Origin of the sequence: Nocardioides zeicaulis (genome assembly GCF_042432345.1) — a bacterium.
Classification (GTDB): domain Bacteria; phylum Actinomycetota; class Actinomycetes; order Propionibacteriales; family Nocardioidaceae; genus Nocardioides; species Nocardioides zeicaulis.
Map to the genome: position 1 here is coordinate 561,954 of NZ_JBHLXH010000001.1, position 17,258 is coordinate 579,211.

Annotated in this window: 14 protein-coding genes; 4 read left to right on the forward strand and 10 right to left on the reverse strand. The window is 72.5% G+C overall.

Going from position 1 to position 17,258, the window contains the following annotated elements:
* Positions 1-8: 8 nt before the first annotated feature.
* From ACFFJG_RS02805 to ptsP, 4 genes are all read right to left on the reverse strand, one after another.
* On the reverse strand, positions 9-443 hold the full coding sequence (locus ACFFJG_RS02805; RefSeq protein ID WP_378517090.1) for a PTS mannitol transporter subunit IIA: 435 nt from the start codon (positions 441-443) through the stop codon (positions 9-11).
* 208 nt (positions 444-651) lie between these two features.
* Positions 652-2,166, reverse strand: a complete 1,515-nt coding sequence (locus ACFFJG_RS02810) for a PTS mannitol transporter subunit IIBC (RefSeq protein WP_378517091.1) — start codon at positions 2,164-2,166, stop codon at positions 652-654.
* Between the two features lie 225 nt (positions 2,167-2,391).
* Entirely contained in the window at positions 2,392-4,128 is a 1,737-nt protein-coding gene (locus ACFFJG_RS02815) for a zinc-binding dehydrogenase (RefSeq protein WP_378517092.1), read from the reverse strand.
* A 73-nt stretch (positions 4,129-4,201) separates the two neighbouring features.
* Entirely contained in the window at positions 4,202-5,884 is a 1,683-nt protein-coding gene (gene ptsP, locus ACFFJG_RS02820; protein ID WP_378517093.1) for a phosphoenolpyruvate--protein phosphotransferase, read from the reverse strand.
* 86 nt (positions 5,885-5,970) lie between these two features.
* On the opposite strand from ptsP, the gene ACFFJG_RS02825 reads away from it, so the two are divergent.
* The 4 genes from ACFFJG_RS02825 to ACFFJG_RS02840 are packed head-to-tail and all read left to right on the forward strand — an operon-like array spanning position 5,971 to position 10,145.
* Entirely contained in the window at positions 5,971-6,738 is a 768-nt protein-coding gene (locus tag ACFFJG_RS02825) for a DeoR/GlpR family DNA-binding transcription regulator (protein WP_378517094.1), read from the forward strand.
* Positions 6,735-7,688, forward strand: a complete 954-nt coding sequence (locus tag ACFFJG_RS02830; protein ID WP_378517095.1) for a 1-phosphofructokinase family hexose kinase — start codon at positions 6,735-6,737, stop codon at positions 7,686-7,688. The genes ACFFJG_RS02825 and ACFFJG_RS02830 overlap by 4 nt, the downstream gene beginning before the upstream one ends.
* Complete coding sequence (locus ACFFJG_RS02835; RefSeq protein ID WP_378517096.1) at positions 7,685-9,859, forward strand: PTS fructose transporter subunit IIABC; 2,175 nt, start codon at positions 7,685-7,687, stop codon at positions 9,857-9,859. The genes ACFFJG_RS02830 and ACFFJG_RS02835 overlap by 4 nt, the downstream gene beginning before the upstream one ends.
* A 43-nt stretch (positions 9,860-9,902) precedes the next feature.
* Positions 9,903-10,145, forward strand: a complete 243-nt coding sequence (locus tag ACFFJG_RS02840; RefSeq protein ID WP_378517097.1) for an HPr family phosphocarrier protein — start codon at positions 9,903-9,905, stop codon at positions 10,143-10,145.
* A gap of 111 nt (positions 10,146-10,256) precedes the next feature.
* On the opposite strand, the gene ACFFJG_RS02845 is transcribed toward ACFFJG_RS02840, so the two are convergent.
* The 6 genes from ACFFJG_RS02845 to ACFFJG_RS02870 form a co-directional block, all read right to left on the reverse strand.
* The gene (locus tag ACFFJG_RS02845) at positions 10,257-11,231 is read right to left on the reverse strand and encodes a hypothetical protein (protein ID WP_378517098.1); all 975 of its coding nucleotides are present in this window, start codon (positions 11,229-11,231) and stop codon (positions 10,257-10,259) included.
* Positions 11,224-12,162 (reverse strand): bifunctional riboflavin kinase/FAD synthetase, encoded by a 939-nt coding sequence (locus tag ACFFJG_RS02850; RefSeq protein WP_378517099.1) that lies wholly within the window; start codon positions 12,160-12,162, stop codon positions 11,224-11,226. Before ACFFJG_RS02850 ends, ACFFJG_RS02845 begins: the two co-directional genes overlap by 8 nt.
* A 21-nt stretch (positions 12,163-12,183) precedes the next feature.
* Positions 12,184-13,041 (reverse strand): tRNA pseudouridine(55) synthase TruB, encoded by an 858-nt coding sequence (gene truB, locus ACFFJG_RS02855; RefSeq protein ID WP_378517100.1) that lies wholly within the window; start codon positions 13,039-13,041, stop codon positions 12,184-12,186.
* The gene (gene rbfA / locus ACFFJG_RS02860) at positions 13,041-13,565 is read right to left on the reverse strand and encodes a 30S ribosome-binding factor RbfA (RefSeq protein WP_378517101.1); all 525 of its coding nucleotides are present in this window, start codon (positions 13,563-13,565) and stop codon (positions 13,041-13,043) included. The genes truB and rbfA overlap by 1 nt, the downstream gene beginning before the upstream one ends.
* 114 nt (positions 13,566-13,679) lie before the next feature.
* Complete coding sequence (infB, locus tag ACFFJG_RS02865; protein ID WP_378517102.1) at positions 13,680-16,484, reverse strand: translation initiation factor IF-2; 2,805 nt, start codon at positions 16,482-16,484, stop codon at positions 13,680-13,682.
* Positions 16,485-16,579: 95 nt separating this feature from the next.
* On the reverse strand, positions 16,580-17,125 hold the full coding sequence (locus ACFFJG_RS02870) for a YlxR family protein (protein ID WP_378517103.1): 546 nt from the start codon (positions 17,123-17,125) through the stop codon (positions 16,580-16,582).
* Positions 17,126-17,258 lie beyond the last annotated feature (133 nt).

The window sequence follows — 17,258 nt, forward strand, 5'->3', positions numbered from 1 at the left end:
GTGGTGCGTCAGGCGCTGACGTCGCCGAGGACCGCCAGCACGTCGTCGGGCGTCTGGGCCCGGTCGAGCGCGGCGATCTGGTCGTCGTCGGTGAACGCACCCGCCAGCGCCTGGAGGACCGTCAGGTGGTCGTCGCCCGCGCCGGCGATGCCCACGACGTAGCGCGCAGGGCTGCCCTTCCAGTCGATCGGCTCGTCGTAGCGGACGAAGGAGATGGCCGTGCGGGTGATCAGGCCCTTGGCCTCGTTGGTGCCGTGCGGGATCGCCAGCCCGTTGCCCATGAAGGTCGACACCGACTCCTCGCGCTCGTGCATCGCCGCGACGTAGGAGGCGTCGACCGCCCCTGCCGCGACGAGCAGCTGCCCCGCCTCGTCGATGGCGGCCTCGCGGTCGCGGGCCTGTCCGCCCAGCACGATCGCGTCCCTGCTCAGTACGTCGCTCATCTGTGCCTCGTTCCTCATCCGGTCGGTCTCGGTCGGTCTCGGTCGGTGTGGGTCGTGGTGGTGCCCCATCGAACCACGCAGGTGCGGGCCGGTGGGCGAGCCGGCCCGGCCCTCCTGGTGGAGGACCGGGCCGGCTCCGGGGTGTCGCCCGGCGGTGCTGCTCCGGGGGTGTGCCGGGCGTACGTTGCGGGTGCGCCGGGGCGCGCGGTCAGGACCGCTTGCCCTCGTCGATCATCGTGACGATCTCGTCGTAGCGCGGGCTGCCCATGAAGTTGTCGACCGCCACGTGGACGGCGGACGGCGTGCGCTCAGCGGCCCGGGCAGCCAGGTCCTGGTGGCTGACCACCAGGTCGAAGCTGTCGTCGAGGTTGGAGATGGCCTTGTTGACCACCGTGACCTCGCCGTGCCCGGCCGCCTGGATCTTCTTGCGCAGGACCGAGGCGCCCATCGCCGAGGACCCCATGCCGGCGTCGCAGGCGAACACGATGGAGCGGATCTCGCGCGTCGCGGTGGCGGTGCCCGCAGCAGCGGTGCCCGCCGCGGCGGTGCCACCGGTCAGCGCGCTGGCGACCGACGACTTCTTGCCCTTGTTGGCCTCCATCTGCGCGGTGGCGGCGGCGAGGTCGACGTCGTCCTCGCTCTTGTCGAGCTTGAGCAGGATGCCCGCGACCACGAAGGTCACGACCAGGGCGCTCAGCCAGCAGAGGGTCACGCCGAGGGCGCTGCCCTTCGCGAGCGAGGAGTAGACCGCGAAGATCGATCCGGGAGCGGCCGGGGCCACCAGGCCGGAGTCGAAGATGACGTTCATCAGCGTGCCCGTGGCGCCACCGGCGATCAGGGCGAGCAGCAGCCGCGGCTTGGCGAGGACGTAGGGGAAGTAGACCTCGTGGATGCCGCCGAAGAACTGGATCACGAAGGCACCGGGGGCCGTGGCCTTCGAGACGCCCTTGCCGAAGACCATGAAGGCGAGCAGCATGCCGGCGCCGGGACCGGGGTTGGCCTCGAGGAGGAACAGCGCCGAGTGACCGATGTCCTTGGCCTGGTCGAGGCCGAGGGGGGTCAGCACGCCGTGGTTGATGGCGTTGTTGAGGAACAGCACCTTGGCCGGCTCGATGAAGATCGCCGTGAAGGGCAGCAGGCTGTTGTCGACGAGGAACTCCACGACGTTGCCCAGGACGTCCATCACCGCGCGCAGGATGGGGCCGAGGACGAACATGGCGCCGATGGCCATGATCGCCGCCGAGATGCCGGCCGAGAAGTTGTTGACCAGCATCTCGAAGCCGGGCTTGATCTTGCCGTCCCACAGGCCGTCGAGCTTCATGATCACGTAGCCGCCGAGCGGTCCCATGATCATGGCGCCGAGGAACATCGGGGAGCCGCCGGTGTCGGCGTAGGCGGCGTCGAACAGCGGGCTGCTCGTCGCCATGATGATGCCCATCGTGGCGGTGGCGCCGACCACGCCGCCGCGGATCCGGTAGATGTTGTAGCCGCCGGTGTAGGCGATGAGCAGAGGGATCAGGTAGTAGATGCCCGGTCCGACGATCGTCGCGATCTTCTCGTTGGGCGTCCAGCCCACCGGGATGAAGAACGCCGTGATCAAGCCCCACGCGATGATCGCGCCGATGTTGGGCATGACCATGTTGGACAGGAACGTGCCGAACTTCTGCACGCGGACCCGCGCGCCGGTGCGGGGCGCCGGGGTCGAGGTGGTGGTCGTCGCCATGCTGTGTGTCCTCCAGAACGACTAGGTCGGGGTGACCCCGATCACATGTTGTCTGCAGTAAACCTCACACTCGGGCACGTTGCCAAGCGTTCGGGCCCAATTTCTGCCCGAACATGTGGTTTTGGGTACGGCGACGGCTCCCCGCCCCCGTGGGGCGAGGAGCCGTCGGGTCCGGTCAGCGCCGGGTCAGGGCCAGGTCAGTGCCCGTTCACGGGCCAAGGCCGCTCATGCGTCCAGCTGGCTGTCGAAGAGCGCGCGCTCGACGTCGCCGTTCCAGGTGCCGCCCGGACCCAGTTGGGCGGCGACGTCGGGAAGCCGCTCGCCGAGCTCGTCGAGCCCCATCAGCGGCAGGTCGTCGATCTGCGGGAAGATGAGGACCTTGCCGGAGTAGCTGCCGTCGACGAGCGCCTGCAGGCCGTCCTTGGCGGCCCGCATGCCGCCCACGGCACCGACGATCGAGCCCGGCGAGAGCTCGCCGCGCTGGGCGAGGTCGACGACCTGCTGCTGGTCGTGGATGGTCAGGCCCGACGTGCCGGTGTACTGGGCGTTGTCGAGGTAGACCGCGCTCAGGTTGAGCGGGGCGAGCGTGCCGTTGGGGACGCCGGCGAAGAACACCAGCATGCCGTCGGGGTTCATCACGGTGTCGGCCTCGGCCATCACCTCCGAGATCGGCACGCTCACCACGACGTCGTCGGCGCCCCGACCGTCGGTGAGGCCCATGACGAAGTCGTGGAGCGACTCCTCGGCCGTCTGGGAGTTGAAGGTGACGAGCCGGCAGTCGTTGGCCTCGGCCAGGTGGGCCAGCCGGTCCTCCAGGCTCCTGAGCCGCTCGTCGCTCACCTCGGTGGCGACGATCGTGCGCGGTCCGTCGGCCTGCTGGATCGCGCGCTGGACGTGCATGAGGCCCATCGGCCCGCCCGCGCCCACGAAGACCGTGGTGCCGCCGGAGCGGAGGTCGCAGCGGTTGCGCGCCTCGCCGTAGGAGGCCGCGATGTCGGGGCCCCGGCCACCGATGTAGGCGGTGTAGTCGTAGTGCAGGCGGCCCACGTCGGTGGACACGAGGCCGTCGAGCGCGGTCTCCCCCACCAGGTTGAGGGTGCCGCGGCGGGCGATGTGGGTGGCGATGGAGCCCACGCTGGCCGCGGAGCGGGGGTCGAGCACCACGATGTCGTCGAAGCCGGCGCCGTCGGTGAGCTCGTCCACCAGCGCCTGATGGTCGCCGTCGGTGAGCCCGTCGCGCACCACCACGGTCGCCGAGGTGCCCCCGACGAGGCGGGCCACGGAGGCGGGCACGTCGGTCAGCACGACGGTCGCGGGCGCGTCGAGGCCGGCGGAGAACGCGTACTCCCGCTCGTCGCCGGGCCGGCCGACGATCCACATCGTGCCGCCCTGCTTGGGCTCGAGGCGGCGACGCTGGGTGTACGCGGCCATCACGCAGCCCCACGGCTCGAGCGTGGACGCCTCGGCGTAGCCCATGGTGTCGGGGAGCGGCAGCAGGCAGGCGCCGTCGTCGGTGTCGAGCATCTCGGTGCCCATGAGGTGGTACTGGATCAGGCCGCCGGGGATCGTGTAGCCGTAGGCGGTGCTCTTGCCGTCCTGGTAGATGTCGGGCTGCACGGCCAGTCGCTGGCCGGGGTGGTAGCGGTCCGCCAGCTCCGCGCCGACCTCGATGACGGTGAGGCTGACCTCGTGGCCGAGCCGGGTCGGGTCGGCGGCCAGGTCGCGGTTGTAGAGCTTGGGGTGGCTGCCGCCCTGCCGCATGATCTTCACGTCGGAGAAGCAGAGGCCCACGCTGTCGATGCGCACCAGCATCTGGTCGGCGGCGGGGCGCGGGATCGGCACGAGCTCGGGCCCGCCGTCCCGGCCCATGTTGTCCTCGCCCGCGCCGTGCAGCTGCCAGGCCCAGGCCTGGTCGGGCAGGTCGTGCTCGGCGGCGCGGTACCGGTCGTACGCTGAAGTCATGCTTCCTCCGTCGTGAGGTCCGTCGTGTGGGGGCGTCGTGGGGGGCGTTGGTGAGGGTCGGTCGGCGCCGGGGTCAGTGCCCCAGCACCTCGCGCACGGCCGCACGGGCGGCCATCGGGTCGGGGGCGCCGAGGGCGGCCTCGGCGGCCACCTCGCACGTGTCGAACGTGACCCGGGAGAGCTGGGCTCCGACCGGGCGTACCGCGCGGGCGGCCATGGAGAGCGACGAGATGCCCATGCCGATCAGGGCGGTAGCCAGCAGGGGGTCGGCCGCCGCCTCCCCGCACACACCGACCGGCTTGCCGGCCTCGGTGCCGGCGTGGGCGGTGATGGCGATCAGCTGGAGCACCGCCGGCTGCCACGGGTCGGTGAGGTGGGCCAGGTCGGTGGCCATCCGGTCGGCCGCCATGGCGTACTGGGTGAGGTCGTTGGTGCCGATGGAGAGGAAGTCGACGACCTCGAGCATCCGGTGGGCGAGCAGGGCGGCGCTGGGGATCTCCACCATCACGCCGGCCTTGAGCCCGCGCTGGCGCACCTTGGCCGCGAAGTCGGCGGCCTCGGCCACCGTGGCGACCATCGGCGCCATCACCCACGTCTCGGTGCCGGTGCGCTCGGCCGCCGCGGCGATGCCGTCGAGCTGGCGGTCCATCAGGCCGGGGTTGTCGAAGCTCAGCCGGAGCCCGCGCACGCCGAGCGCGGGGTTCTCCTCGCCCTCGTGGGTGGCGAAGGCGATGGGCTTGTCGGAGCCGGCGTCGAGGGTGCGCACGACGACGTAGCGACCGTCGGCGTAGGGGGCCAGCACGCCGGAGTAGATGTCGGCCTGCTCCTCCACGCCCGGCTCGTCCTTGCGGTTGAGGAAGCACAGCTCGGTGCGGAACAGGCCGACGCCCTGCACGGGCTCGCCACCGGCCTGCTCGGCCGACGGCCCGTCGGCGACGTTGGCCAGCAGCTTGACGGGCATCCCGTCGGCCGTGGCGGCCGGGCCGGTCCACGACGCGAGCTCCTCGCGCAGGCGGCGGCTCTCCTCCACGCGGGTGCGCGCCTCCTCGGGGTCGGCCTCCTGCTCGATGGTGCCCGCCTCGCCGTCGACGACGACGAAGGTGCCCTCGGCCAGCGCCGTGATGCCGGCGGCGCCGACCACGCAGGGGATGCCGAGCTGGCGCGCGATGATCGCGGTGTGGCTGGTGGCCCCGCCGCGCTCGGTGACCAGGGCGGTCACCAGCGACGGGTCGAGCCCCGAGGTGTCGCTCGGCGCGAGGTCCTCGGCGACCAGGATCGAGGGCTCCGTCGGGGTGGGGACGCCCGGGGGCGGCTCGCCGACGAGGTGGGCCACGACGCGGCGCTCGATGTCGCGCAGGTCGGTGACCCGCTCGGCCATCAGCCCGCCCATGGTGGTGAAGATCGTGACGAACTGCTCGACCGCGCCCTGCACGGCCGCGACCGGGCCCTGCCCGGCCTGGAGGTTCTTCGCCACCGCCGAGCGCAGACCCTTGTCGCGGGCCAGGCCGGCGCTGGCGGTGAGCACCTCCGCGGCGGCGCCCTGCGCGGACGCGGCCTTGTCGGAGAACGTGGCGGCGACGGCGGAGGCCGCGTCGTCGTAGGCCGCGAGCGCGGCCTCGGGATCGGCGAAGTCACCCTCGCCGTAGCGCGCGACGGCCTCGGGCGAGACCTCCCCGCGCACGTGCAGGACAGGTCCGGCGGCGACACCCGGCACGACCGGGGTCCCGCTCAGGGTGGTGCTGGCGGGTGTGGTCATGGACACACCGTAGATCACCACGCGGTTGACAAGCAACACATTCGGGACTAAAACAACACATACACAGATCCTCGGAAGGGGGCCCGATGTACGCGGAAGAGCGACAGCAGGCGATGGCCCAGCTGATCAGTCGTCGCGGTCGGTTGTCGGTCGTGCAGCTCGCGGGCGAGTTCGAGGTGACCACGGAGACCGTACGCCGGGACCTGTCGACCCTCGACCGGATGGGCCTGGTGCGACGGGTGCACGGCGGGGCGGTCCCCGCGGGCTCGCTGACCGTCATCGAATCAGGGATCAGCGAGCGCGACCAGAGCAACACGCAGGCCAAGGAGGCGATCGCGGCGGCCGCCGTGGCCCTCCTGCCGCCCCCCGACTCCGTCGTCGTCATCGACGCCGGCAGCACGACCGCCCGTCTCGCCGCCGCGCTGCCCCGCGACCACCGGCTCACCGTGATCACCCACGCCGTGCCGGTCGCGACCCGCCTCGCCGGCCTCCCCCAGATCGAGCTGCACCTGCTGCCCGGTCGCGTGCGGCCCACCACCCACGCCGCGGTCGGCGCCGACACCGTGATCGCGCTCCACGAGCTGCGGGCCGACGTCGCGTTCGTCGCCACCAACGGCATCACCGTCGGCCACGGGCTCACCACCCCCGACCTCGACGAGGCATCGACCAAGCGGGCGATCATCGCCTGCGCCCGCCGCACGGTGGTGCTCGCCGACTCCACGAAGTTCGGCGTCGAGACCGCGGTGCGCTTCGCCACCCTCGACAGCGTCGACGCGCTCGTCACCGACGCCGGCACCGACGCCTCCGACCGGCGGGCGATGGAGCAGGCCGGCATCGAGGTGGTGGTCGCATGATCCTCACGCTGACCCCCAACCCGAGCATCGACCGCACCGTCGCCCTCGACGGCGAGCTCGTCCGCGGGCAGGTGCACCGCGTCGCGTCGGTGACCTCGCAGGCCGGCGGCAAGGGCGTGAACATCTCGCGGGCCGCCGTCAGCGCCGACATCCCCAGCATCGCCGTCGTGCCGGCCGCCAAGGACGACCCGTTCGTCCTCGAGCTGCTCGGCGCCGGGATCGACTGCCGCCCCGTCCAGCCGGCCGGTGACGTGCGGGTCAACCTCACCGTCACCGAGCCCGACGGCACGACCACCAAGCTCAACTCCCCCGGCGCCGAGGTGCTCCCGATCCACCTCGAGCTGATGGCGCAGGCCGTCCTGGTGCGCGCCGCCGGCGCGAGCTGGACCGTGCTCGCCGGGTCGCTCCCGGCCGGGGCGCCCGCGTCGTTCTACGCCGACCTGGTGCGCCGTCTCCGCGAGGCCGGCGGCCACGTCGCGGTCGACACCTCGGACGCGCCGCTCCAGGCCCTCGTCGACGCGCTCCCGCACGCGGCGCCCGACCTGATGAAGCCCAACGGCGAGGAGCTGGCCTCCTTCACCGGCGGCGACGCCGACACCCTCGAGTCCGACCCGGTCGCCGCGGCGCGGGCCGCCCGGCAGCTCGTCGACCGGGGCGTGGGCACCGTCCTGGCCACGCTCGGCGGCAACGGTGCCGTCCTGGTCACGGCCGAGGGCGCCTGGCACGCCACGCCGCCCCCGACCACCGTCGTCAGCACCGTCGGTGCGGGCGACTCCAGCCTCTTCGGCTACATGCTGGGCGACATCCGGGGCCTCAGCGCCCCGGACCGGCTCGCCCTCGCAGTCTCCTACGGCAGCGCCGCCGCAGGTCTTCCCGGCACCACCATCCCCCTGCCCTCGCAGCTCCGCACGGAGCTCGTCGGCGTCACTGCACTGGGAGTCACCACATGACCGAACTCATCACCACCGAGCTCGTGCGGCTCGGAGCCGACTGGGGCTCCGACAAGCACGACGTGATCCGGGCGCTCGCCGCCGTCGTCGACGACGCCGGGCGCGCCACCAGCCGCGACCAGCTCGTCGAGGACGCGTTCGCTCGCGAGTCGACCTCGTCCACCGGGCTGCCCGGGGGCATCGCGATCCCCCACTGCCGCACCGCCGGCGTCGAGGTGCCGACCCTCGCGTTCGCCCGGCTCGAGCCGCCGGTCGACTTCGGCGCCAAGGACGGCCCGGCCGACATCGCCTTCCTCATCGCGGCGCCCGCCGGCGGGGACGCCACCCACCTCACCATCCTGACCAAGCTCGCCCGCGCGCTGGTGAAGCCCGCCTTCACCGACGCCCTGCGCGCCGCCGAGACCGACGAGGAGGTCGTCGACCTCGTCACCCACGAGCTCGGCGAGCCCGCTCCCGCGAGGCCCGCCCCAGCCTCGGGTGCCCCGTCGGGTGCCGCGACCCCCACCGGCGGCGAGGTCCCCACCGGCGGCGGGTCCCCCGCGACCGGTGACGCCTCCTCCGCCACCTCCGCCACCTCCGCGGGTACCTCCGCAGTCGCGACCTCGGGTGCGACGCCCTCGCTCGTCGCGGTCACGGCGTGCCCCACCGGCATCGCGCACACCTACATGGCCGCCGAGGCCCTCGAGGCCGCCGCGGCCCGCGCGGGCGTCGACCTCCAGGTGGAGACGCAGGGCTCGGCCGGCTCCACGCCGCTGTCCCCCGACACCATCTCGGCCGCCGGCGCGGTCATCTTCGCCGTCGACGTGGGGGTACGCGACCGCGCCCGCTTCGCCGGCAAGCCGATGGTGAGCTCGGGGGTGAAGCGTCCGATCGACGACGCCGACGCGATGATCGCCGAGGCGCTGCGCTACGCCGCCGACCCGGCCAGCGCGCCGAAGGTCGAGGGTGACGCGTCCGCGGCCGGCGCCTCGAGCAGCACCGCGAACGAGTCGTGGGGCGGGCGCACGCGTCGCGTCCTGATGACCGGCGTGTCCTACATGATCCCGTTCGTCGCCGCCGGCGGCCTGCTGATCGCCCTGAGCTTCCTCTTCGGCGGCTACGAGATCGTCGGCCCCTACGGTGACATCGCCGTCGACAACACGCTCTTCAGCCCGCCCGACGTCCAGGCGCTCGGCCTCGACCATGCGCTCTTCGGCTCGGGGGTGATGGCCTACATCGGCGCCATCTTCTTCATCATCGGCAAGACGGCGTTCATGTTCTTCGTGCCCGCCCTCGCCGGCTACATCGCGTACGCAATCGCCGACCGTCCGGGCATCGCGCCCGGCTTCGTCATGGGCGGCCTGGCCACCAACATCTTCGGCGTCTCGTCCTCGGGCGACGACCCGACCGGGCTCGCCCAGACCGGCTTCCTCGGCGCCATCGTCGGCGGTGTGCTCGCCGGTGTGATCGCCCACTGGCTCCAGCAGCGCAAGGTGCCGACCTGGGCGCGCGGCCTGATGCCCGTGCTCGTGATCCCGCTGGTGACCTCGATCGTCGCCGGCCTGCTGATGATCCTCGTGTTCGGCAAGCCCATCTCGTGGCTGATGACCCAGCTGACCGACGGCCTCAACAGCATGAGCGGCTCGAACGCGATCGTGCTCGGCGTCATCCTCGGCCTGATGATGGCCTTCGACATGGGCGGCCCGCTCAACAAGGTCGCCTACAGCTTCGCCGCCGCCGGCGTCGGCACCGCCGCAGCTGCCTCGGCGGACGCCCCCGAGCTCAAGATCATGGCCGCGGTCATGCTGGCCGGCATGGTCCCGCCGATCGCGCTGGCCCTGTCCACGGTGGTCCGCCCCGGGCTCTACACCCAGGCCGAGCGCGAGAACGGCAAGGCCGGCTGGCTGCTCGGCGCCTCGTTCATCACCGAGGGCGCGATCCCGTTCGCCGCGGCGGACCCGCTGCGGGTCATCCCGGCGATCATGGCCGGCAGCGCGGTGACGGGCGGGCTCTCGATGGCCCTCGACGTCAGCGTCCGCGCCCCGCACGGCGGCATCTTCGTGCTCTTCGCGGTGTCGAACGTCGTGGGCTACCTGATCTCGCTCGCTGCCGGTGTCATCGTCGGTGCCGCTCTCGTCACCCTGCTCAAGAGCGCGAGCAAGTCCTCCGACGCCGACGTCGCTACCGTCTGATCCACCGCACCACCCGACACCCCTCCCCCCTCGAAGGAGCACCATGCCCAGCAAGTCCGTCACCGTCGGCTCCGCCGTCGGCCTGCACGCCCGCCCCGCCGCGATCATCGCCGAGAAGGCCGGTGAGCTGGGCTCCGACGTCACCATCAACGGTGTCGACGCGAGCTCGTCGCTGATGATCATGACCCTCGGCGCCGGCCACGGCGACACCGTCGAGGTCGCCGGCGACGACCAGGCCGCGGTCGACGCGATCGCCGCACTGGTCGAGCAGGACCTCGACGCCTGACCCAGGCCGTTCACCCGTTCCACCCGTGGGCGGTGCCCGAGGGGGATTCCGAGCTGCAGGAATCCCCCTCCCGCACCGCCCACGGTCGCGTCCGGCGCGCCGCACGGCGGCTCAGTCGTGGGCGCGGGTGGCGAGGTAGACCGCGCGCATGCCGACCGCGCGCTCGAGCTGGCTCTCGACGACGGAGAAGAACTGCCGCCGGTAGGTGTCGTCGGTGACCGCCGAGACGGTGAAGTAGAACCCGCTGAACGACGCCAGGAACAGCGACACCTTGGTGAGCGACACCGAGACGCTGGTCAGGTGCGGCAGCGCGCTGACGGTGTCGAGGCCGCTCCAGGCCAGCTGCGTCTTCTCCTGCATCACCAGCGAGCCGAACAGCATGAAGAACACGAAGACGGTCAGCGACAGCAGCAGCACCTGGACGGACTGGATGACCAGCAGCACCAGGATGAGGTTCCACCGCTCGAAGCCCGTGACCTCGGCGTGCGCCTGCGGGTCGACCGACGGGTCGTCGGCCACCCGGCGGCTCGCCTCCTCCAGCGGCGTGCCGGCGCAGGTGCGCACGACGAACGCGTCGTCCACCTCGTCGTCGACCCGGTCGACCTCCTCGGGCAGCCGCACCAGCAGGAAGGCGACGGCGAGGCCGAACATCAGCAGGACCGTCGACCACAGCAGCCCGAAGGGCAGGTTGCTGGTCATCTGCCACGCCTCGGCGTTGACGAAGAGGAACGTCACGAACACCAGCAGCAGCGGCAGCGCGCGCGAGGCCATCGGCGCCACGTAGCGCAGGCTGCCCAGCGTGCGCGAGAGGGCGAACACGACGATCGGGCGGGCCCGCAGCGCGGTCACGGCGTACCAGAGCAGCGCCAGGCCGCCGACGGACAGCCAGAGCGCGGGTCCGGCGGCATAGGTCTCGGAGAGGTACGCCGCGAGGCCGGCGCCCCCGGCGAGCACCAGCAGCACCAGGACGAGCGTGGCGAGGCGGCGCGGGCGGAGCCCGGCGCGGGCCGACGCGCGCTCCTCGGCGACGAAGTAGGGCAGGCCGTGGTCGAGGAACCAGGTCTCGACCTCCGACCGCTCAGCCACCCAGGACCTCGCGCGCCCGCACGACGTCGTCGGCCATCGTCACCAGGAGCGCCTCCATGCCGTCGAACTTCACCATCCCGCGCAGCCGCTCGGTGAAGGCGACCTCGACCTCGACGCCGTAGAGCTCGAGGTCGTCACGGTCGAGCACGTAGGACTCCACGCGGCGCTCGCGCTCGCCCTCGAAGGTCGGGTTGGTGCCGACGGAGATCGCAGCGGGGTAGCGCTCACCGGTGTCGAGGCGGGTCAGCCAGCCGGCGTACACGCCGTCGGCCGGCGCCGCGTCGACCGGCGGGACCGGGACGTTGGCCGTGGGGTAGCCCATCTCGCGTCCGCGCTTGTCGCCCTCGACGACCGTGCCGCGGACGGTGAACGGGCGGCCCAGTGCCTCGGAGGCACCGGCCACGTCGCCGGTGGCCAGGCACTGGCGGACGTAGGTCGAGCTCCAGACCTGCGGGCCGCCGTCGAGCGGGACCCCGACCGTCTCGAAGCCGCGCGACCCGCCCGCCTCGACGAGGGTCGCGACCTCGCCGGCCGCCTTGGCGCCGAAGCGGAAGTTGGACCCCACCACCACCGCGGCGGCGTGCAGGGACTCCACGAGGATCCGGTCGATGAACTCCGTCGGCGACCAGCCCGCGACGCCGCGGTCGAAGCCGACGACCAGCGTGGCGTCCACGCCCGTGGCCTCGAGCAGGCGCGCGCGGGTCTCGATCGACGTCAGGGTGGGCGGCGCGTGCTCCGGGCGCAGCACGGCCATGGGGTGGGGGTCGAAGGTCACCGCGACCACCGTGTCCACGCCCAGCCGCTCCGCGGTCTCCCGCGCCGTGCGGAGCACGTGGGCGTGCCCGCGGTGGACGCCGTCGAAGTTGCCGATGCTGACGACCGTGCGGCCGAGGTCGGCCGGCACGTCGTCGACGTCACGCCAGATCTGCACGGGCGCAGCCTACTGGCGCGCTCAGACGAAGACCGCGACCGGGCGGGCCTGGGCGCCCCGCTGCTCGTAGAGCGCGAGGAACGAGCCGTCGGGGGCGAAGACCGCGTGGGGGCCCTTCCCCGCCAGCGCGGGGTCGAGACCGCGGCCGACGCGGACGTGTGCCGCCTGCTCCTCGTCGAGGTCGACGGACGGGAACGACGCGCGCGCGGCGTCGGCGATCGGCACCTGCGCGTAGTCGTCGCCGAGGTCGTCGAGGGTGCGCGCGAGGGCCAGGTCGAACGGGCCCACGGCCGTGCGCCGCAGCGCGGTGAGGTGGCCGCCGACCCCGAGCGCGGCGCCGAGGTCGCGGGCGACGGCGCGCACGTAGGTGCCGGACGAGCAGCGCAGCGAGATCCTCACCTCGGGCAGCGCGACCTCGTGGACGACCAGCTCGTGGATGGTCACCGGGCGGGCCGCGAGCTCCACCTGCTCGCCGTCACGGACCCGCGCGTAGGCGCGCTTGCCGTCGACCTTGATCGCCGACACGGCTGTCGGCACCTGCTCGATGTCGCCGACGAACCGCGCGAGCCCGGCACGGACGTCGTCGGGGTCGACGCCGTCGGTCGGGGCGGTCGCGGTGACATCCCCCTCGGCGTCGTCGGTCGTGGTCGAGACACCCAGGCGGATCGTGGCGTCGTACGCCTTCTCGGTGAGCATCAGGTGGCCGAGCAGCCGGGTGGCCCGCTCGACGCCCAGCACCAGCACGCCGGTGGCCATCGGGTCGAGGGTGCCGGCGTGGCCGACCTTGCGGGTGCCCGCGAGCCGGCGCACTCGCGCGACGACGTCGTGGGAGGTCATCCCCGCGGACTTGTCGACCACGACGAGCCCGGAGTCGGCCATCAGGCGCGGTCGTCCTCGGCTCGGCCGTCCTCGGCGAAGGAGAGGTCGGAGCCGTCGTCGAGGACGTCGTCGTCGTCCAGGTCGTCGTCCAGGTCGTCCTCGTCGAGGACCTCCCTCGGCTTCTTGTAGGGGTCGGCGTCGCCGGCGTAGGCCTCCACGCGGCGCGCGGCGACCTCCTCGTCCTGCTGGCGGGCACGCTCGAGCACCTCGTCGAGCGCACGGGCGCTCTCCGGCAGGGCGTCAGGGATGAAGGTGAGCGACGGGACGATGCGCATCCCGAGCTGCTTGGCGACCTCGGAGCGGATGACGCCCTTCGCCGACTCCAGCGCCGCGGCCGTGCTGGCCAGGTCGTCCTCGCCGCCGAGCACGGTGTAGAAGATCGAGGCCTGCTGGGAGTCTCCGGTCACGCGGACGTCGGTGACGGTCACGAAACCCAGGCGCGGGTCCTTGATCCGGCGCTCGAGCATCTCGGCGACGATCACCTGGATGCGGTCGGCGATCTTGCGGACGCGGGGGTTGCTCATGGTGCTCTGCTCACTCTCTGGGCGAGTCGGCTCGTGGCTCGACTCCAACGTACCGAGTCGGCGCCTCCCCACGCACGGTGGGGAGACGCCGACTCGGGTGGTGCAAGGGGTGGATCAGCCGCGCGGGATCTCGCGCATCTCGAAGGACTCGACGATGTCGCCGATCTTGATGTCCTGGAAGTTGCGGAGCACCAGGCCGCACTCGAAGCCCTCGCGGACCTCGGAGGCGTCGTCCTTCTCGCGGCGCAGCGAGGCGAGGTCGAGGTTGTCGGCCACGACCGCCCCGTCGCGCAGCACACGGACCTTGGCGTTGCGACGGATGAGGCCGGAGGTGACCATGCAGCCCGCGATGTTGCCGGCCTTGGACGAGCGGAAGATCTCGCGGATCTCCGCCTGCCCGAGGGTCGACTCCTCGTAGACGGGCTTGAGCATGCCCTTGAGCGCGGCCTCGATCTCCTCGATGGCGTTGTAGATCACCGAGTAGTACCGGATCTCCACGCCCTCCTTGTCGGCCATCTGGCTCGCCTTGCCCTGCGGGCGGACGTTGAAGCCGATGATGATCGCGTCGGAGGCGGCCGCCAGGTCGACGTTGGTCTCGGTGATCGCACCGACACCGCGGTCGATGACGCGCAGCGACACCTCGTCGCCGACGTCGATATGCGACAGGGCGTCCTCGAGCGCCTCGACCGAACCGGACACGTCGCCCTTGAGGATGAGGTTGAGCTCCTGGCTCTCGCCCTTCTCCATGGAGGCCATGAAGTCCTCGAGGCTGCGGCGGACGCGACGCTTGGCCTGCATGGCCGCACGCTCGCGCGCCTCGCGCTTCTCGGCGATCTGGCGGGCCATGCGGTCGTCCTCGACCACGATGAAGTTCTGACCCGCGCCCGGCACCGCCGAGAGACCCAGCACCATCGCGGGACGCGACGGGTCGGCCACGGTGAGCTCGTTGCCGTGCTCGTCGAGCATCGCGCGGACACGGCCGTGGGCCGGACCGGCGACGATCGAGTCGCCCACGCGGAGCGTTCCACGCTGGACCAGGACGGTGGCGACCGGACCGCGGCCGCGGTCGAGGTGCGCCTCCACCACGAGGCCCTGCGCGTCCTGGTCGGGGTTGGCCCGCAGGTCGAGCGAGGCGTCGGCGGTGAGGACGACGGCCTCGAGCAGCTTGTCGAGGTTGAGCCCGGCCTTGGCCGAGACGTCGACGAACATCGCGTCGCCGCCGTACTCCTCGGGGATCAGGCCGTACTCGGTGAGCTGGCCGCGGACCTTGGTGGAGTCGGCCTCCGGCTTGTCGATCTTGTTGACCGCAACCACGATCGGCACGTTGGCCGCCTTGGCGTGGTTGAGCGCCTCGACCGTCTGCGGCATGACGCCGTCGTCGGCCGCGACGACCAGGATCGCGATGTCGGTGGCCTGGGCACCACGGGCACGCATGGCGGTGAACGCCTCGTGACCGGGGGTGTCGATGAGGGTGATGCGGCGCTCCTCGCCGTCGACCTCGGTGTGGACCTGGTAGGCACCGATGTGCTGGGTGATGCCACCGGCCTCCTTGTCGACGACGTTGGCGTTGCGCAGCGCGTCGAGGAGCTTGGTCTTTCCGTGGTCGACGTGACCCATGACGGTCACGACCGGCGGGCGGACGACCAGGTCGGCCTCGTCGCCCTCGTCGGCACCGAACTCGAGGTCGAAGGTCTCGAGCAGCTCGCGGTCCTCGTCCTCCGGGGAGACGATCTGCACGACGTAGTTGAGCTCCTCGGCGAGCAGCTCGAACGTCTCGTCACCCACCGACTGCGTCGAGGTGACCATCTCGCCGAGCGAGAAGAGCATCTGCACGAGCGCAGCGGCGTCGACGTTGATCCGCTCGGCGAAGTCGGTCAGCGAGGCGCCACGCGGCAGGCGCACGGTCTCGCCGTTGCCCTTGCGGACGCGCACGCCGCCGATGGTCGGGGCCTCCATGGCCTCGAACTCCATGCGACGCGCACGCTTCGACTTGCGTCCACGGCGCGACGGACCACCGGCGCGCCCGAAGGCACCCTGGGTCTGGCCACGCTGGCCGGGGCGCTGGCCGGGACGGCCGCTGGCGTTGGGACCGAAGCCACCGGGACGGCCGGGAGCACCGCCCGGGGCACCGCCCGGGGCACCGCCCGGACGACCCGGGGCACCGCGGCCGGGAGCACCGGGACGGCCGGGGCCGCCACCGGGGCCGCCACGGGCCGGACGGGCGCCGGGACCGCTGCCGAAGGCGGCGGGCGACTTCGGCATCATCGCCGGGTTGGGACGCGGCATGCCGGGACGGCCCTCGCCGCCACCGGCCGGCGGGCGCGGCGGACGGTTGTCGTCACCGGCAGCCGGGGTGCGCGGGGCGGGGCGCGAGCCCATGCCCTGGCTGGGCGCGAACGGGTTGTTGCCCGGGCGCGGGGCGCCGGGTCGACCGACCGGGCGCGGCGCGGGGGCCGACGCCTTGGCCGCGGGAGCGGCCGGGGCGGCGGGCGCGGCGGGCTCGGCCCTCGGGGCCGCCTGCGGCTCCGGGGTGGCCGGCTTCGGGCCGGGCTTGGGGCCGGGTCGGGCGGCCGGGGCGGCCGGCGACGCGGCAGGGGCTGCCGGTGCCTCGGCGGCGGGCGCGGGGGCCTCGGCCGCAGGGGCCGGCGCCTCGGCGGGAGCCGCCTTCGGGCCGGGCTTGGGGGCAGCCTTCTTGGCGGCCGGCTTCTCGGCCGGCGCCTCGGGCGCAGCGGCGGGGGCGGAGGCCGCAGCGGCCTTCAGCTCGTCGCCGTACTGCTTCTTGAAGCGCATCTCGACGGGGGGCTCGACAGTCGACGACGCCGACTTGACGAACTCCCCCATCTCCTTGAGCTTCTCGAGAACGAACTTGCTCTCGACTCCGAACTCCTTGGCGAGCTCGTGGACTCGGGTCTTTGCCACGGTGGGTTACTACTCCTTCTGGTCCGTGACTCCAGAAGGAGGGAACGGACCAGCTAGTGGGTGTGCACACTCATTACGAGTTACTCATCGAGTGCTCATGAGCTGTGTGCTCCAGTTTCTGGTCGGTGGTGCGGTGATTCGGACGGTGGTGCGTGAGCGCTGAGCGGCGCCATGATGTGGGCCTCCACCAGCGCGGTGTCGAGCCCCTGCCCCGAGCGGAGGGCCCGGGGAAACGCTCGGCGTCGCACCGCGAGCTGCCAACACTCCGGCGTGGGGTGGACGTGCGCCCCCCGGCCGGGTGCCCGGTGGTCCGGATCGGGCACCAGGGCCGGGTGGCCCTCGGCGTCCGAGCCCGCGACAACCCGCAGCAGCTCGTTCGCAGCGGCCCTGGCCCGACAACCCACACAGGTCCGGACGGGTCCGGGCGCAGGGGTGTCAGACGTGGTGGCCACTGATGACCACTCTATCGCGTCACGCCAGCGCTTTACGAACCGGCGCTGCCAAGGGAGGTCGTGTGACCCCCACCACGACCCGACCGGCGTACGGGCGCCGTGGGGGTGTGGGTCGGCGGCTGGGTCGGCGGCTGGTTCGGCGGCTGGGGTCGGACTAGACGCACGCCGTTGACGCTGGACGCACGCCATGGCGTGCGTCGAGCGGACACAGGTCCGCTCGAGTCACCCCGTCGACGCCCGGCGGCGAGCGGCACGCGCGACGTCCGACGACGCACCGAACGCCGAACTAGACGCACGCCGTTGACGCTGGACGCACGCCATG

What these genes read in the sequence shown, in the direction of transcription:
- ACFFJG_RS02810 (WP_378517091.1), bottom strand. Translation starts at nt 2,166, where the DNA reads ATGGCGACGACCACCACCTCGACCCCGGCGCCCCGCACCGGCGCGCGG.
- rbfA (WP_378517101.1), bottom strand. Translation starts at nt 13,565, where the DNA reads ATGAGCAACCCCCGCGTCCGCAAGATCGCCGACCGCATCCAGGTGATC.
- ACFFJG_RS02825 (WP_378517094.1), top strand. Translation starts at nt 5,971, where the DNA reads ATGTACGCGGAAGAGCGACAGCAGGCGATGGCCCAGCTGATCAGTCGT.
- ptsP (WP_378517093.1), bottom strand. Translation starts at nt 5,884, where the DNA reads ATGACCACACCCGCCAGCACCACCCTGAGCGGGACCCCGGTCGTGCCG.
- ACFFJG_RS02805 (WP_378517090.1), bottom strand. Translation starts at nt 443, where the DNA reads ATGAGCGACGTACTGAGCAGGGACGCGATCGTGCTGGGCGGACAGGCC.
- ACFFJG_RS02835 (WP_378517096.1), top strand. Translation starts at nt 7,685, where the DNA reads ATGACCGAACTCATCACCACCGAGCTCGTGCGGCTCGGAGCCGACTGG.
- ACFFJG_RS02815 (WP_378517092.1), bottom strand. Translation starts at nt 4,128, where the DNA reads ATGACTTCAGCGTACGACCGGTACCGCGCCGCCGAGCACGACCTGCCC.
- ACFFJG_RS02870 (WP_378517103.1), bottom strand. Translation starts at nt 17,125, where the DNA reads ATGGCGTGCGTCCAGCGTCAACGGCGTGCGTCTAGTCCGACCCCAGCC.
- ACFFJG_RS02830 (WP_378517095.1), top strand. Translation starts at nt 6,735, where the DNA reads ATGATCCTCACGCTGACCCCCAACCCGAGCATCGACCGCACCGTCGCC.
- truB (WP_378517100.1), bottom strand. Translation starts at nt 13,041, where the DNA reads ATGGCCGACTCCGGGCTCGTCGTGGTCGACAAGTCCGCGGGGATGACC.
- ACFFJG_RS02840 (WP_378517097.1), top strand. Translation starts at nt 9,903, where the DNA reads ATGCCCAGCAAGTCCGTCACCGTCGGCTCCGCCGTCGGCCTGCACGCC.